The 15,792-nt window shown below is 64.8% G+C and carries 11 protein-coding genes; 4 read left to right on the top strand and 7 right to left on the bottom strand.

All coding sequences use genetic code 11. The features are described from left to right. Positions 1 to 103: 103 nt before the first annotated feature. A complete protein-coding gene (locus tag AB4851_RS22115) occupies positions 104 to 1,525 on the bottom strand; it encodes a lactate utilization protein B (protein ID WP_414451452.1) in 1,422 nt (473 codons plus the stop codon). A 51-nt stretch (positions 1,526 to 1,576) separates the two neighbouring features. Next, entirely contained in the window at positions 1,577 to 2,299 is a 723-nt protein-coding gene (locus tag AB4851_RS22110) for a (Fe-S)-binding protein (protein ID WP_414451451.1), read from the bottom strand. 190 nt (positions 2,300 to 2,489) lie between these two features. Between AB4851_RS22110 and AB4851_RS22105 the strand changes: the two genes are divergently transcribed. Continuing rightward, positions 2,490 to 3,299 (top strand): IclR family transcriptional regulator, encoded by an 810-nt coding sequence (locus AB4851_RS22105; protein WP_414451450.1) that lies wholly within the window; start codon positions 2,490 to 2,492, stop codon positions 3,297 to 3,299. 69 nt (positions 3,300 to 3,368) lie between these two features. Here AB4851_RS22105 and pbpG read toward each other — a convergent pair whose 3' ends face one another. Continuing rightward, positions 3,369 to 4,508, bottom strand: a complete 1,140-nt coding sequence (gene pbpG, locus AB4851_RS22100) for a D-alanyl-D-alanine endopeptidase (protein ID WP_414451449.1) — start codon at positions 4,506 to 4,508, stop codon at positions 3,369 to 3,371. Between the two features lie 725 nt (positions 4,509 to 5,233). On the opposite strand from pbpG, the gene AB4851_RS22095 reads away from it, so the two are divergent. Further along, positions 5,234 to 5,797: a phasin family protein gene (locus AB4851_RS22095; RefSeq protein WP_414442526.1), complete on the top strand. Its 564-nt coding sequence runs from the start codon at positions 5,234 to 5,236 to the stop codon at positions 5,795 to 5,797. Positions 5,798 to 5,997: 200 nt separating this feature from the next. Here AB4851_RS22095 and lpdA read toward each other — a convergent pair whose 3' ends face one another. The 4 genes from lpdA to AB4851_RS22075 all read right to left on the bottom strand — a co-directional run bounded on the left by lpdA (position 5,998) and on the right by AB4851_RS22075 (position 12,546). Beyond that, positions 5,998 to 7,767, bottom strand: a complete 1,770-nt coding sequence (gene lpdA, locus AB4851_RS22090) for a dihydrolipoyl dehydrogenase (protein WP_414451448.1) — start codon at positions 7,765 to 7,767, stop codon at positions 5,998 to 6,000. 106 nt (positions 7,768 to 7,873) lie between these two features. Continuing rightward, positions 7,874 to 9,517 (bottom strand): dihydrolipoyllysine-residue acetyltransferase, encoded by a 1,644-nt coding sequence (aceF, locus tag AB4851_RS22085; protein WP_414451447.1) that lies wholly within the window; start codon positions 9,515 to 9,517, stop codon positions 7,874 to 7,876. Between the two features lie 66 nt (positions 9,518 to 9,583). Then, on the bottom strand, positions 9,584 to 12,280 hold the full coding sequence (gene aceE, locus AB4851_RS22080; protein ID WP_414442529.1) for a pyruvate dehydrogenase (acetyl-transferring), homodimeric type: 2,697 nt from the start codon (positions 12,278 to 12,280) through the stop codon (positions 9,584 to 9,586). A 140-nt stretch (positions 12,281 to 12,420) separates the two neighbouring features. Continuing rightward, positions 12,421 to 12,546, bottom strand: coding sequence for a hypothetical protein (locus tag AB4851_RS22075; protein ID WP_414442530.1), 126 nt, complete (start codon positions 12,544 to 12,546; stop codon positions 12,421 to 12,423). Between AB4851_RS22075 and fixL the strand changes: the two genes are divergently transcribed. Further along, a complete protein-coding gene (fixL, locus tag AB4851_RS22070) occupies positions 12,545 to 15,049 on the top strand; it encodes an oxygen sensor histidine kinase FixL (protein ID WP_414442531.1) in 2,505 nt (834 codons plus the stop codon). The genes AB4851_RS22075 and fixL overlap by 2 nt on opposite strands. Beyond that, complete coding sequence (gene fixJ / locus AB4851_RS22065; RefSeq protein WP_414442532.1) at positions 15,046 to 15,684, top strand: oxygen response regulator transcription factor FixJ; 639 nt, start codon at positions 15,046 to 15,048, stop codon at positions 15,682 to 15,684. The genes fixL and fixJ overlap by 4 nt, the downstream gene beginning before the upstream one ends. Positions 15,685 to 15,792: the final 108 nt, after the last annotated feature.

Here is a 15,792-nt window from a genome sequence, read left to right as displayed (position 1 = left end):
TAAACCATCAAATAGCGAACGCAGTGTTGTCGTGCGGCGAACAGTCACTCGCTATCTGCAATGTCCACCACGCTCCCATCAACGCGCCCCGCCCTGCTTTGAATTAGCCGATGTGCGTCTTCGACGCGGCGTACAACTCGCGGAACGTGCGGCCGGTGGGGGTCGGCAGGTCGCGCGTGTCGGTCCAGCCGGCCGCGAACGGCAGTTTCGCGATGCCGCGGCCCGAGGCCTTGTCGCCGCCGACGCGTTCGAGAATCCGCACCGCGAGCTTGGTCGCGAGGCCGTACAGCAGCGGCCGGCGCACCGTGAAGCCCCACACCGCCAGCGCCGCGCGCTCGCGCCACGGCCGCAGCCCACGCTCCACCTGCTTTTCGCGCAGCGTGCGCAGCAGGCCCGACAGCGGGATGCCGACCGGGCAAACACTGTCGCACTCGCCGCACAGCGTGGCCGCCTGCGGCAAATCGAGCGCGCGATCGAGCCCGACGTAACTCGGCGTCAGCACCGAACCCATCGGCCCCGGATAGACCCACCCATAGGCGTGACCACCGACCTTCTGATACACCGGGCAATGGTTCATGCAGGCGCCGCAGCGGATGCAGCGCAGCATGTCCTGGAATTCGCCGCCCAGCAGGCCGGTGCGTCCGCCGTCGACCAGCACCACGTAGTTGTGTTCGGGGCCGTCCTCGTCCTGCGGGCCGCGCGGGCCGGTCAGCAGCGAGAAATAGTTGGAGGTTTTCTGGCCGGTGGCCGAGCGCGGCAGCAGGCGCATCGCCGTGGCGAGATCCTCCAGCGTCGGCAGCACCTTCTCGATGCCGGTCACGGCCACGTGCACACGCGGCATGACCGTGCACATGCCTTCGTTGCCCTCGTTCGTCACGAGCGCCACCGAGCCGGTTTCGGCCACCACGAAATTGCCGCCGGTCAGCCCCATGTCGGCGCCGAGGAAATGCGGACGCAGCACCTCGCGTGCTTCGCGCGTCATGGCCGGGATCTCGGTCAGGCGCGGCCGGTCGTGGGTGCGCGCGAACAGGTCGGCGATCTCGTCGCGATCCTTGTGCACCACCGGCGCGATGATGTGGCTCGGCGCCTCGTTGTCGTTGATCTGCAGGATGTATTCGCCCAGATCGGTCTCGACCGACTGCACGCCCATCTCGGCCAGCACCGCGTTGATGCGCATTTCCTCGGACACCATCGACTTGGTCTTGATGACCTTCTTCACGTCGTGGCGCCGGGCGATATCGGCCACCCGCTTCGCCGCGTCGGCCATCGATTCGGCGAACAGCACCGTGGTGCCGCGCCGCGTGGCCTCGCGCTCGAACGCTTCGAGCCAGACGTCGAGATGCTCGAGCGCGCGGTTGCGGCGCGCCTTCAGCGCGGCGCGCGTGGCCGGAAAATCGATTTGTTCAAGCGATTCGGCGCGCGCCGACACGAACTTGGTCGACAGTTTCTTGAGGTTCTGCTGGAGGCGCTGATCGGCGAGCTTCTGGCCCGCGCGCGCCTTGAACTGCATCGATTGGACTTGCATGGCTGGCAGATTCGGCTGGCGGCAAAGGTAACGGGGAACGAAAAACAGCGCTTACAGATCGCCGGCAAGCACCTGCGCGACGTGCAACACGCGCGTGTCGCGGTCGCCGGTGCGTCGCAGTCGCCCTTCGATATTGAGGATGCAGCCGAGATCGCCGAGCACCACGGTGCGCGCGCCGCTGGCCTGCACGTTGGCGCATTTTTCGTCGACGATCGCGGTGGAAATATCGCCGTACTTGACGGCAAACGTGCCGCCGAAGCCGCAGCAGTGCTCGCAATCCTTCATCTCGACAACGTCCACACCGCGTTGCGCGAGCAGCGCGCGCGGCTGCGCCTTGACGCCGAGTTCACGCAAGCCCGAGCAGGCATCGTGATACGTGACGGGGCCGGTGAATTCGCCGAGCGGCAGCGCCACCTTGGCCACGTTGAGCAGGAAATCGGTCAGTTCGTAGGTGCGCTCGCGCAGCCGGCCAAAGCGCGTCATCAGGTCGGGATCGTCGCGGAACAGGTCGCCATAGTGCGCGCGGATCATGCCGCCGCACGAACCGGACGGCACCACCACGTAATCGAACGGCTCGAATTCTCGCAGCGTCTTTTCGGCCAGATCGCGCGCGAGGGCGCGCTCGCCCGAGTTGTAGGCGGGCTGGCCGCAGCAGGTTTGCGCAGGCGGCACGTCCACCTCGAAGCCGGCTTCACGGATCAATTTCAGCGCGGAAAACCCGATTTCGGGCCGCATCAGATCGATAAGACAGGTAACGAACAATCCGACTCGCATGGCGGCTCCTTGCAGAAAACGTCGCTCATTATCCGTGGTTCGGCGCGCCAGACCAACGCCGGCCGCCCCGAATCGGTGAAAACATGGCCCGCGTCCCGTTCCGAGCCTCTCCTCGAACGGCGTTCGCTTTTTTCACCATACGAGATACAATCGGCTCCTCACCGCTTGACAGGTCAACTGATTTTTCACGATGAGCACTCCGACTCCGGACCCGAAGACGTCGATCCAGGTGATCGAACGCATGATGCGGCTGCTCGACGCCCTCGCCGACCACAGCGACCCGGTCAGTTTGAAGGAGCTTGCCCTGCGCACGGAGCTGCATCCGTCCACGGCGCACCGCATCCTCAACGACATGGTGACCTGCCGCCTCGTCGACCGCTCCGACCCCGGCACCTATCGGCTCGGCATGCGCCTGCTCGAACTCGGCAATCTCGTGAAGGCCCGCCTGTCGGTGCGTGACGCGGCGCTGATGCCGATGCGCGAACTGCATCGCACGACCGGGCAGACCGTCAATCTGTCGGTGCGTCAGGGTGACGAGATCGTGTATATCGAGCGCGCCTATTCCGAGCGCTCGGGCATGCAGGTGGTGCGGGCGATCGGCGGCCGCGCGCCGCTGCACCTGACCTCGGTCGGCAAGCTGTTCCTGGCGGCCGACGAAACCACCCGCGTGCGCGCCTACGCCACACGCACCGGCCTGTCCGGCCATACGCAGAACAGCATCACCGATCTGGGCAAACTCGAACGCGAGCTGTCGATCGTGCGCCAGCAATCGTGTGCGCGCGACAACGAGGAGCTCGAGCTGGGCGTGCGCTGCATCGCGGCCGGCATCTACGACGATTCGGGCAAGCTGGTGGCCGGGCTGTCGCTGTCGGCACCGGCCGACCGCCTGCAGGACGCGTGGCTCGGCCAGGTCAGTCACACCGCGCTGACGATTTCCGAATCGCTCGGCTACCGGCCGCCGAAGGAACCGGAAAGCCCGGCATTCGCGAAATCGGTCTGAGGGCGGCACGCCTTCCAAAGCAAAAGCCCCGCAACTGCGGGGCTTTTTCATGGCGAAGCAGATGAGCGATCAGGTGCCGCCGGTAGCCGTGTTGGCGGCCGTCAGGCGCTCGCCGCCGCCGGCGTCGAGCCAGTTGCGCACGCGCACCGCATCGGCCGTACGCGAGTATTTGCCGAACGAATCGAGCAGCACCATCACGATCGGACGGCCGTGCACGGTGGTCTGCATCACGAGGCATTCGCCGGCTTCGTTGATGAAACCCGTCTTCTGCACGCCGATATCCCACGACGGATTGCGCACCAGCGCATTCGTGCTGTTGTAGACCAGCGAACGCTTGCCGGTGAACACCGTATAGGTGTGATCGGTCGAGAAACGGCGGATCAGCGGATATTGGTAAGCCGCATCGATCATCTTCACGAGGTCACGCGCGCTCGATACGTTCAGAACCGTCAGACCCGTCGAGTTCTCGAAATGCGTATCGGCCATGCCGAGCGCCTTCGCCTTGGCATTCATCGCCGCGATGAATGCCGGACGACCGCCCGGGTAGTAGCGCGACAGCGCCGCCGCGGCGCGGTTTTCCGACGCCATCAGCGCGATGTGCAGCATGTCTTCGCGCGACAGGACCGACCCCACGGACAGTCGCGAACCGGTGCCCTTCTCGTAATCGCGGTCTTCATCGGTGACCTCGATCTGCTCGGTGAGCGGCGCCTTCGAATCGAGCACGACCATCGCGGTCATCAGCTTCGAAATGGAAGCGATCGGCACCACCGAGTGCGAATTCTTGTCGAACAGCGGCTCCGAGGTGCCCTGATCGACCACGTAGGCCACGCTCGAACGCAGCGCGAGCGCATCGGGCGCCTCGTGCAGGCCGAAAGCCTGAGTCTGGCGCGGCTCGAACGCCACGCGGCGCACTGCGCCGTGATGGCGGCCCGGCACGGCGGCCAGCGTCACGCGCTTGCGGCCCTTGTGCGGCTCGGCGGCGGCGACGCGCGCGGTTTTCTTCTGCGCGGCGACGGTGCGCTTCTTGCCCTTCGCGGTGGCGACAGGCTTGGCGGCTTTCGAGGATGGATGGGTTTTGGCGGTCGCGGCCAGCGCGTCGACAGGCACGACGGCGGCCGACGCGACGAGCATCGAGACGGCCACCGACACCGCGGTGCCGAGGGCCGCGCCGTGCATCATCTTCAGCGGCGAGAACAGTGAGACTTTCATTGGGGTCTGAGCAGAGCGGCGGGAGGTTTCCGCAAGTGTAGTAAAACCAGAAAAAATAAGCAATTTTAGGCACTTACCGGCTTTCGTTAAACCGGATTGTAAGAGTTGATTGCTTTGAGGCAATCACCCTCCCATTTCCATCGAGAAAACCAATGGCGGCCACACCCTGCCTGCAACGGGGCACCGGCCGAATACCCGGTATAACGGCACCGCGACAACGGATTGCAGCGGGAAAACAGAAAGAGCTTGTAGCACGAACCGGAACAGCCTGCTTGGAGCAGGTCGGCCACCAGCCCGACAGCGGCAACCTGGATCGCGCACATGAATGGCGTTTTTCGACCGGGATGCATAGCAAACGTTCCATCTGCCGTTTCGGTTTACCTGAGTTGAGCGAGGTAAACCCCCAAACCCCCGCCCCCGGCGCAATCTGCACCGACCTCGGATGGTGCAGATGCACACGTGACATGTGATCACGGTGTGACAGTTCGCGTACCGAAACCGATTCCATATGAAACGATCCAAGCCTTTGTTTTTCCGTAAGAATTGCAATTTTGTGCAGCGCACAAATAGCGCTTGACAAGCGCTGTGGACGCCCTAAAATGGGAACCGTTGTTGCGATGCACCAACGCATTGCGCCAGACATCGCATACCGTTTGTGCCTTCTAAGTTGAGCCATTCACTCACGCGATCGCCACCTAGCCGCGATCGTCATTCAGGAGCCTGACATGTCCGTGCTGACCCCGGAACAAATCGCCGCCGCCCAGAAAGCCAACCTCGAAAGCCTGTTCGGCTTGACGACCAAGGCCTTCGAAAGCGTCGAAAAGCTGATCGAATTGAACGTGCAAGTCGTGAAGTCGACGCTCGCGGAAAGCCAGGAAAACGTGCAGCGCGCGCTGTCGATCAAGGACGCGCAAGAACTGGTCGCACTGCAAGCCAGCCTGGCCCAGCCGGCCGCTGAAAAGGCCCTGGCCTACGGTCGTCACCTGTATGACATCGCCACGTCGGCCCAAGCCGAGTTCGCGAAGGTTGCCGAAGCGCAGTACGAAGATCACAACCGCAAGGTCCAGGCACTCGTCGACAACGTCGCGAAGAACGCCCCGGCCGGTTCGGAAACGGCTGTCGCCGCGCTGAAGTCGGCGATCAACGCCGTCAACACGTCGTACGAAACGGTGCACAAGGCCACGAAGCAAGCGGTCGAAATCGCCGAATCGAACTTCAACGCCGCTGCCGCCGTCGCTACGAAGGCCGCCACGGCCGCCGCCGCACGCCGACCGGCTGCGAAGGCCTGAGTTTCAAAGTCACACCGTCGAGCGGCCCCGAACCTCGGGCCGCAACGGAAAAACCGCGCAGCCGCGCGGTTTTTTTTCGCCTGTCGCCCATGTCCGGCTGACGCACGCCCCAACGAAAACGGCCCCGCCCGGACGAACCGGAACGGGGCCGTACTGCCCGCAACGCGCCCGGCCCGCAGGCCGGAGCACGCACGCGGCGCTTACTTCTTCTTGCGCACCGGCGGCAGGTCGGTACACACGCCTTCGTACAACTCGGCGGCCATCCCGACCGATTCGCCCAGCGTCGGGTGCGGATGGATCGTCTTGCCGATGTCCTCGGCGTCCGCGCCCATCTCCACCGCGAGGCAGACTTCGCTGATCAGGTCGCCCGCATTCAGGCCGACGATACCGCCGCCGATCACGCGATGCGTTTCCTCGTCGAACAGCAGCTTCGTGAAACCTTCATCACGGCCGTTCGCGATCGCGCGGCCCGATGCGGCCCACGGGAACACCGCCTTGCCGTACTTGATGCCTTCGGCCTTGCACTGGTCTTCGGTCTTGCCGGCCCACGCCACTTCCGGATCGGTGTAGGCCACCGACGGAATCTGCAGCGCGTCGAAATACGACTTCTCGCCATGCGCCGCTTCGGCTGCCACGTGGCCTTCATGCACGGCCTTGTGCGCCAGCATCGGCTGGCCGACGATGTCGCCGATCGCGAAGATGTGCGGCACGTTGGTGCGCAACTGCTTGTCGACTTCGATGAAGCCGCGATCCGTCACCGTCACGCCCGCCTTGTCGGCACCGATCTTCTTGCCGTTCGGGCTGCGGCCCACGGCGACCAGCACCAGGTCGTAGCGCTGCGCTTCGGCCGGCGCCTTCTCGCCTTCGAACTTGACGTAGATGCCGTCTTCCTTCGCTTCGGCGCCCACCGTCTTCGTCTTCAGCATGACGTTGCCGAAACGCTTCGCGTTGTACTTCTCCCAGACCTTCACGAGATCGCGGTCCGCGCCCATCATCAGGCCGTCCATCATTTCGACCACGTCGATCTCGGCGCCGAGCGTCGAGTAGACGGTGGCCATTTCGAGGCCGATGATGCCGCCGCCGATCACGAGCATGCGCTTGGGCAACTGGCGCAGTTCGAGCGCGCCGGTCGAATCGACCACGCGCGGATCTTCCGGCATGAACGGCAGCTTCACCGGCTGCGAACCGGCCGCGATGATCGCCTGCTTGAACTTGACGACCTTCTTGCCGTTCTCGCCCTGCACTTCCATGTGGTACGGATCGACGAACGTGCCGAGGCCCGTCACGACTTCGACCTTGCGGGCCTTCGCCATGCCGGCCAGGCCGCCGGTCAGCTTGCCGACCACGCCCGACTTGAAGTCGCGCAGCTTGTCGAGGTTGACTTCGGGCTTGCCGAACGAGATGCCGTGATCGGCCAGCGCCGCCGCTTCCTCGACCACCAGCGCCGTGTGCAGCAGCGCCTTCGACGGGATGCAACCGACGTTCAGGCACACGCCGCCGAGCGTCGCATAACGCTCGACCAGCACCGTCTTCATGCCGAGGTCGGCCGCGCGGAACGCTGCCGAATAGCCGCCGGGGCCGGCGCCGAGCACGAGCATGTCGCATTCGATGTCGGCGCTGCCCGAGTAGCTGCCCGCCTGCGGCGCAGCCGCCGGAGCGGCCTTCTCGGCAGGCTTGTCCGCCGGCTTCTCAGCCGGTTTTTCGGCGGCCTTGGCCGGTGCCGCGGCCGCTGCTGCGCCTTCGAGCACCACGATCAGCGTGCCTTCCGACACGTTGTCGCCGACCTTGACCTTCACTTCCTTGACGACGCCGGCTTCCGAGCTCGGCACATCCATCGTCGCCTTGTCCGATTCGAGCGTGACGAGGGATTGCTCCTTCTCGACCGTGTCGCCCGCCTTCACCAGCACTTCGATGACGGGAATTTCCTTGAAATCGCCGATGTCCGGCACTTTCACTTCGATGAGACTCATGAACTGTCCCCTGATTGTATGGGCTACCGCCGACCGCACGAGGCGCCCGGCCGGCCGCGCGGCGCTTCGAAAGCGCACCGCATGCCGGCCAGGCGACCGTCGGGGATCAGAGAATCACGCGGCGGAAATCGCCGAGGATCGACGCGAGGTATGCGTTGAAACGCGCCGCCGCCGCGCCGTCGATCACGCGGTGATCGTAGGACAGCGACATCGGCAAGGTCAGACGCGGCACGAACTGCTTGCCGTCCCACACCGGCTTCATCGCACCGCGCGACAGGCCGAGGATCGCGACTTCCGGCGCGTTGACGATCGGCGTGAAGTGCGTGCCGCCGATGCCGCCCAGCGACGAGATCGAGAAGCAGCCGCCTTGCATCTGGTCCGGCTTCAGCTTGCCGTCGCGGGCCGCCTTCGACAGATCCGCCATTTCCTTGGCGATGTCGGCGAGGCCCTTCTTGTCCGCGTCGCGAATCACCGGCACCACCAGGCCGTTCGGCGTATCGGCCGCGAAACCGATGTGGAAGTACTGCTTGAGGATCAGGTTGTCGCCATCGAGGCTCGCGTTGAAGTTCGGGAACTTCTTCAGCGCCGCGACCACGGCCTTGATCACGAACGCCAGCATCGTGAACTTCACGCCGGACTTTTCGTTTTCCTTGTTCAACTGCACGCGCAGCGCTTCGAGATCGGTGATGTCCGCTTCGTCGTTGTTCGTGACGTGCGGGATCATGACCCAGTTGCGATGCAGGTTCGCGCCCGAGATCTTCTTGATGCGGGAAAGCGGCTGCGCTTCAACCGGACCGAACTTCGTGAAGTCGATCTTCGGCCACGGCAGCAGGTTCAGCTCGCCACCGCCCGCCGGCGCCGCAGCGGCGGCTGCCGGTGCGCGCTGCCCCGTCATCACGCCCTTCACGAACGACGTGATGTCTTCCTTCGTGATGCGGCCCTTCGGACCGGTGCCGCCCACGCTGCCGACATCCACGCCCAGTTCGCGCGCGAACTTGCGCACCGACGGCGAAGCATGGCTGGCCTTGCCGCTCGAAGCGGGGGCCGGCGCCGGCGCGGACGCCTGCGCGGCGGCGGCCGGCTTCGATTCGGCTTGCGCCGGTGCGGCCTTCGGCGCTTCCGCCTTCGGGGCCTCGGCCTTCGGCGCGGCAGCAGCCGGTGCGCCTTCGCCGCCTTCGAGCACGACGATCAGCGTGCCTTCCGACACGTTGTCACCGAGCTTGACCAAGATTTCCTTGACGACGCCGGCGGCCGGGCTCGGCACGTCCATGGTCGCCTTGTCGGATTCGAGCGTGACGAGCGATTGCTCCTTCTCGACCTTGTCGCCGACCTTCACGCCGATCTCGATGACCGGAATGCCCTTGAAGTCGCCGATATCCGGCACCTTCACCTCGATCGTGCCGCCGCCGGCGGCCGGCGCGGCTTGCGCGGCGGCCTGCTTCGGCGCCTCGGCCGGCGCGGCTTCCTGCTTCGGCTCCTGCTTCGGCGCTTCGGCCTTCGCTTCGCCCGCATCGCCTTCGAGGATCACGATCAGCGTGCCTTCCGACACGTTGTCGCCGACCTTGACCTTCACTTCCTTGACCGTGCCCGCTTCCGAGCTGGGCACGTCCATGGTCGCCTTGTCCGACTCGAGCGTGACGAGCGATTGCTCCTTCTCGACCTTGTCGCCAACCTTGACCAGCACCTCGATGACGGGAATTTCGTTGAAATCGCCGATATCCGGCACCTTGACTTCGATCGCTTGACTCATCTGTAAGTGTCTCCTGGGCCGCGCGCACCCTGGCGGGCTTGCGCGGCGTCACATGGCACGATTGCGTTAAACCGTCATCGGGTTGGGCTTGGACGGGTCGAGGTCGTACTTCTTGATCGCCTCGGCCACGACCTTGCGATCGATCGTGCCTTCGTCGGCCAGCGCGTTCAGCGCGGCGACGGTCACCCAGTAGCGATCCACTTCGAAGAAGTGGCGCAGCGCAGCGCGGGTGTCCGAACGGCCGTAGCCGTCGGTGCCGAGCACGACGAAGCGGCGTTCGACCTGACCGCGGATCTGATCGACCAGGGCGCGCACGTAGTCGGTCGAGGCGATCACCGGGCCTTGCGTGTCCTTCAGCAGCTTCTGGACATGCGACTGGCGACGCTCTTCGGTCGGGTTCAGCAGGTTCCAGCGCTCGACTTCGTGACCTTCGCGGGCCAGTTCGGTGAAGCTCGGCACGCTCCAGAGGTCGGCGGCGACGCCCCAGTCGTTCTTGAGCAGGGCGGCGGCGGCAATCACTTCGTTGAAGATCGTGCCCGCGCCGAGCAGTTGCACGCGCGGCGCCTTCGCATCGGCGTCGGCCTTCTTGAACGAATACATGCCCTTGATGATGTCGGCAGCCACGTGCTCGCCCTGCGGAATCGCCGGGTGCTCGTAGTTCTCGTTCATCACGGTGATGTAGTAGTACACATCTTCCTGATCCGCGACCATGCGTTGCAGACCGTTCTGGATGATCACGGCCAGTTCATAGCCGAACGTCGGGTCATAGCTGACGCAGTTCGGCACCGAAGCCGCCCACAGCAGCGAGTGTCCGTCTTCGTGCTGCAGGCCTTCGCCGTTCAGCGTGGTCCGGCCGGCGGTGCCGCCGAGCAGGAAGCCGCGCGAACGCATGTCGCCCGCGGCCCAGGCCAGATCGCCGATCCGCTGGAAGCCGAACATCGAATAGAAGATGTAGAACGGCACCATGATCTCGTTGTGCGTGGAATACGACGTTGCCGCCGCGATCCAGTCGCACATGCCGCCTGCTTCGTTGATGCCTTCCTGCAGGATCTGGCCGGTTTCCGATTCCTTGTAGAACATCAGTTGATCGGAATCTTCCGGCACGTACTTCTGGCCTTGCTGATTCCAGATGCCGATCTGGCGGAACAGGCCTTCCATGCCGAACGTGCGCGATTCATCCGGGACGATCGGCACCACGCGCTTGCCCAGCGCCTTGTCCTTCAGCAGGATGTTCAGGATCCGCACGAACGACATCGTGGTGGAAATCTCGCGCCCTTCGCCGGTGCCCTTGAGCAGCGGTTCGAACGCCTCGAGCATCGGCACCGGCAGCGATTCCGCCTTCTGGCGGCGCTGCGGCAGGTAGCCGCCGAGCGCCTGGCGGTGCGCGCGCATGTATTCGAGTTCCTTCGAGCCTTCCTCGAACTTCAGGTAAGGCACGTCGGCGATCACGTCGTCGGCGATCGGCAGGCGGAACTGGTCGCGGAAGCGCTTCAGTTGCTCGACCGGCAGCTTCTTCTGCTGGTGGGTGATGTTCATGGCCTGACCGGCCTCGCCCATCCCGTAGCCCTTGATGGTCTTCGCCAGGATGACCGTCGGCTGGCCCTTCGAATTGCTGGCCTCGTGGAACGCCGCGTAGATCTTGTGCGGATCGTGACCGCCGCGGTTCAGGTTCCAGATGTCGTCGTCGGACCAGTCGGCGACCAGCGCCTTCAGTTCCGGCGAGTTGAAGAAGTGTTCACGGACATACGCGCCCGATTCCGACTTGTACGTCTGGTACTCGCCGTCGACCACCTCCATCATGCGGCGCATCAACGCGCCCGTCTTGTCGCGCGCGAGCAGCGAATCCCAGCGGCTGCCCCAGACGATCTTGATGACGTTCCAGCCGGCGCCGCGGAATTCCGATTCCAGTTCCTGGATGATCTTGCCGTTGCCGCGCACCGGGCCGTCCAGACGCTGCAGGTTGCAGTTGATCACGAACACCAGGTTGTCGAGGCGTTCGCGGCTGGCCATGCCGATCGCGCCGAGCGATTCCGGCTCGTCGGTCTCGCCGTCGCCGAGGAAGGCCCAGACCTTGCGGCCTTGCGTCTTGGCGATGCCGCGCGCTTCCATGTACTTCATGAAGCGGGCCTGATAGATCGCCATGATCGGGCCGAGGCCCATCGAGACGGTCGGGAACTGCCAGAAATCGGGCATCAGCCACGGGTGCGGATACGACGAGATGCCGTTGCCGCCCACTTCCTGACGGAAGTTGTCGAGCTGGTTTTCCGACAGACGGCCGAGCAGGAACGCGCGCGAGTAGACGCCCGGCGACGAGTGGCCCTGCACGAAGATCAGATCGCCGCCGTGTTCGGCCGACGGGGCGTGCCAGAAGTGGTTGTAGCCGACGTCGTAGAGCGTCGCGGCCGAGGCGAACGAGGCGATGTGACCGCCCACGTTGGTGTCCTTGCCGGCGCGCAGCACCATCGCCAGCGCGTTCCAGCGCGTGTACGAACGGATGCGGTGCTCGAGATCCTGGTCGCCCGGGTTCTTGGCCTGCTGGCCGACGGGGATCGTGTTGATGTACGGGGTGTTCGCGGAGAACGGCAGATGCTCGCCGTTCATGCGGGCAAATTCGATCTGCTTCTCGATGAGGTAGTGCGCGCGGCCAGGACCGACGGACGAAATCACGCCGTCCAGCGCTTCGAGCCATTCGACGGTTTCCTGAGCGTCTTCGTCGTGCTCGGCGGCAACATACTTCATCACTTCATTGGGTACGGCGGACATGCTCGTCTCCTGAGTCCTGAGTGTGAGGATTGCGCTGCGTGCAGACGACGCGATTCGACCGGCTGCGGCAAGCTCCCGGCGGATTGTACGGAGGCTGCGCGGGCCGATGCAACAAAATTTTCGGTTGGTGAGATTGTTTCTCATAATGCGAAATAATGCTGCGCCGCACCTATGAAGAATGACGCAGGCGCGACAAATTTCGCTTTCAGTTCAACAATGCGGCACACCGTTTTGTCGGCATGGCGCTGCGCTACAATGCGTGCCATGTTGACCGATCGGCTCTTTACTCGCTCGGCGCGAGCGTCCGGTGCCCCGGCCGATTCGCAGCCGTCCCGCTGGCACCACGGACCGTGGTGGTCCAACTCCTATCTATTGACGCCGCTGCTGTCGATCCTGGTGTTTCTGGTGGTGATGAGCCTGATCCTCTGGAGCCTCAACCGCCGCGAGCAGCAGCAGCAGGAAGACACCCTCTATCGCAACGTCGCCTGGGCGCAGCAGCAGATCCGCCTGTCGATGACGAGCGCCCAGGAACAACTGCAGGCGTTCTCGCGCGACCTGGCGCTCGGTCGCATCAATGTCAGCGGCTTCCAGGCCGCGGCCGGCGACGTGATGCAGGCGCACCCCGAAATCCTCTACGTCAACTGGTACATGCCGGCCGGCACGCCGCGCTGGCCCGACATGCAGTTGCCCGCGCTCGGCCAGCGGCTGTCGCGCCCGAACGACGCGCAACTGGCCGAGATCGTGCGCGGCGGCTATGCCGAAGCGCGCGAAACGCGCCGCCAGGCCTACTCGGCGATCGCCTACGACGATTTCGGCAACGGCTTCGTGACGCTGCAAACTCCGGTCACGCGCGACCGCGAATACCTCGGCTCGATCGCCGCCGTGTTCTCGGTCGAGGGCATTCTCAAGCACGACATCCCGCCCGAGCTGTCGGCCAAGTACAAGATCTCGATCACCGACGTCAACAACCGCGAGCTGGCCTCCACCTCCTCGCGCCCGCGCCTGCCGCGCGACGCCCATTACGATCTGCCGCTCGATCCGCCGGGCCAGGGCCTGACGGTACGCGTCTATTCGTACCCGCAGATGACGAACCTGACGAACAACACGCTCGTCTGGCTCGTGGCCGGCCTGTCGTGTTTCGTGTTGTGGAGCCTGTGGAGCCTGTGGAAGCACACACGGCAACGTTTCGAGGCGCAGCAGGCGCTGTACGCCGAGGCGTTCTTCCGCCGCGCGATGGAAAATTCGGTGCTGATCGGCATGCGCGTGCTCGACATGCACGGCCGCATCACCCACGTGAACCCGGCGTTCTGCCGCATGACCGGCTGGGACGAGGCCGATCTGGTCGGCAAGGTCCCGCCGTTCCCGTACTGGCCGCGCGACGCCTACCCGGAAATGCAACGCCAGGTGGACATGACGCTGCGTGGCAAGGCGCCCTCCTCGGGTTTCGAGCTGCGCGTGCGCCGCAAGGATGGCTCGATGTTCCACGCGCGGCTGTACGTGTCGCCGCTGATCGACAGCTCGGGCCGCCAGACCGGCTGGATGTCGTCGATGACCGACATCACCGAGCCCAAGCGCGCCCGCGAGGAGCTGGCCGCCGCGCACGAACGCTTCACGACGGTGCTCGAAAGCCTCGACGCGGCCGTCTCGGTGCTGGCCGCCGACGAGGCCGAGCTGCTGTTCGCGAACCGCTATTACCGCCACCTGTTCGGCATCCGCCCCGACGGCCACCTCGAACTGTCGGGCGGCGGCTTCGACAGCACCCAGGCGTCCTCCGATTCGATCGACCTGGTTGACGCCTTCGCCGGCCTGCCCGCCACCGCGCTCACCGAAAGCACGGCCGACGCGCAGGAGGTGTACGTCGAAAGCATCCAGAAATGGTTCGAGGTGCGCCGCCAGTACATCCAGTGGGTGGACGGCCACCTCGCGCAGATGCAGATCGCGACCGACATCACCACCCGCAAGAAGGCGCAGGAACTGGCGCACCAGCAGGAAGAAAAGCTGCAGTTCACGAGCCGGCTGATGACGATGGGCGAAATGGCCTCGTCGATCGCCCACGAACTGAACCAGCCGCTCGCCGCGATCAACAATTACTGCTCGGGCACGGTGGCGCTGGTCAAGAGCGGGCGCGGCACCGCCGAAACCCTGCTGCCGGCACTCGAAAAAACCGCCCAGCAAGCGCTGCGTGCAGGCATGATCGTCAAACGCATCCGCGAGTTCGTCAAACGCAGCGAGCCGAAGCGCGAAGCCGCCCGCGTGGCCGATATCGTGGCCGACGCGGTCGGGCTCGCCGAAATCGAGGCACGCAAGCGCCGGATCCGGATCGTCACCGAAATCCGCGCCAGAATGCCTATCATCTATGTCGACCCCGTGCTGATCGAGCAGGTGCTGATGAACCTGATGAAGAACGCGGCCGAGGCGATGGGCGAGGTCAAGGATCCGAACACCGACGGCGTGATTCGCGTGGTCGCCGACATCGAGGCCGGTTTCGTCGACATCCGCGTGATCGACCAGGGCACCGGCGTCGACGAAGCCAGCGCCGAGCGGCTGTTCGAACCGTTCTACAGCACCAAGTCCGACGGCATGGGCATGGGGCTGAACATCTGTCGCTCGATCATCGAGTCGCACCGCGGGCGGCTCTGGGTCGTGAACAATATCGAGGCGGACGGCCGCGTTTCCGGCGCGACGTTCCATTGCAGTCTGCCCATCGGGGCACCCGAGGACCACGGCCGTGGCGGCCTGGCATCACATACTGTTACGGGAGAGATATGAATAGCCCAGTCACCACCCCTCAGGAAACCGTCTTTGTGGTCGACGACGACGAAGCCGTGCGCGATTCGCTGCGCTGGCTGCTGGAGGCAAACGGCTATCGCGTGCAATGCTTCTCGAGCGCCGAGCAGTTTCTCGACGGCTACCAGCCCGCGTTGCAGGCCGGGCAGATCGCCTGCCTGATCCTCGACGTGCGCATGTCCGGCATGAGCGGCCTGGAGTTGCAGGAGCGCCTGATCGCCGACAACGCGGCGCTGCCGATCATTTTCGTGACGGGCCACGGCGACGTGCCGATGGCGGTCTCGACGATGAAAAAGGGCGCGATGGATTTCATCGAGAAGCCGTTCGACGAAGCCGAGCTGCGCAAGCTCGTCGAGCGCATGCTCGACAAGGCCCGCAACGAAAGCAAGAGCGTGCTGGAGCAGCGCGCCGCGACCGAACGCCTGTCGAAGCTGACCGCGCGCGAGCAGCAGGTGCTCGAACGGATCATCGCCGGCCGCCTGAACAAGCAGATCGCCGACGATCTCGGCATCAGCATCAAGACGGTCGAGGCGCACCGCGCCAACATCATGGAAAAGCTCAACGTCAACACGGTCGCCGACCTGTTGCGTCTCGCGCTGTCCAAGAAGCAGGCGTAAGCCTGCGGGGCGGCCCGCGCGGCCGCCCCGCCCTGCCTGCAGCTCAATCAAGCCGCGGCCCCCGCCTGGAGGCCGCGGCTTTGCATTGGGCAGCCGCCTCGTCATGGC

It is taken from the genome of Burkholderia sp. 22PA0099, assembly GCF_047497165.1.
GTDB lineage: Bacteria > Pseudomonadota > Gammaproteobacteria > Burkholderiales > Burkholderiaceae > Burkholderia.
Note: the sequence above shows the minus strand (reverse complement) of the source record. Positions and strands in the feature narration are given on the sequence as shown.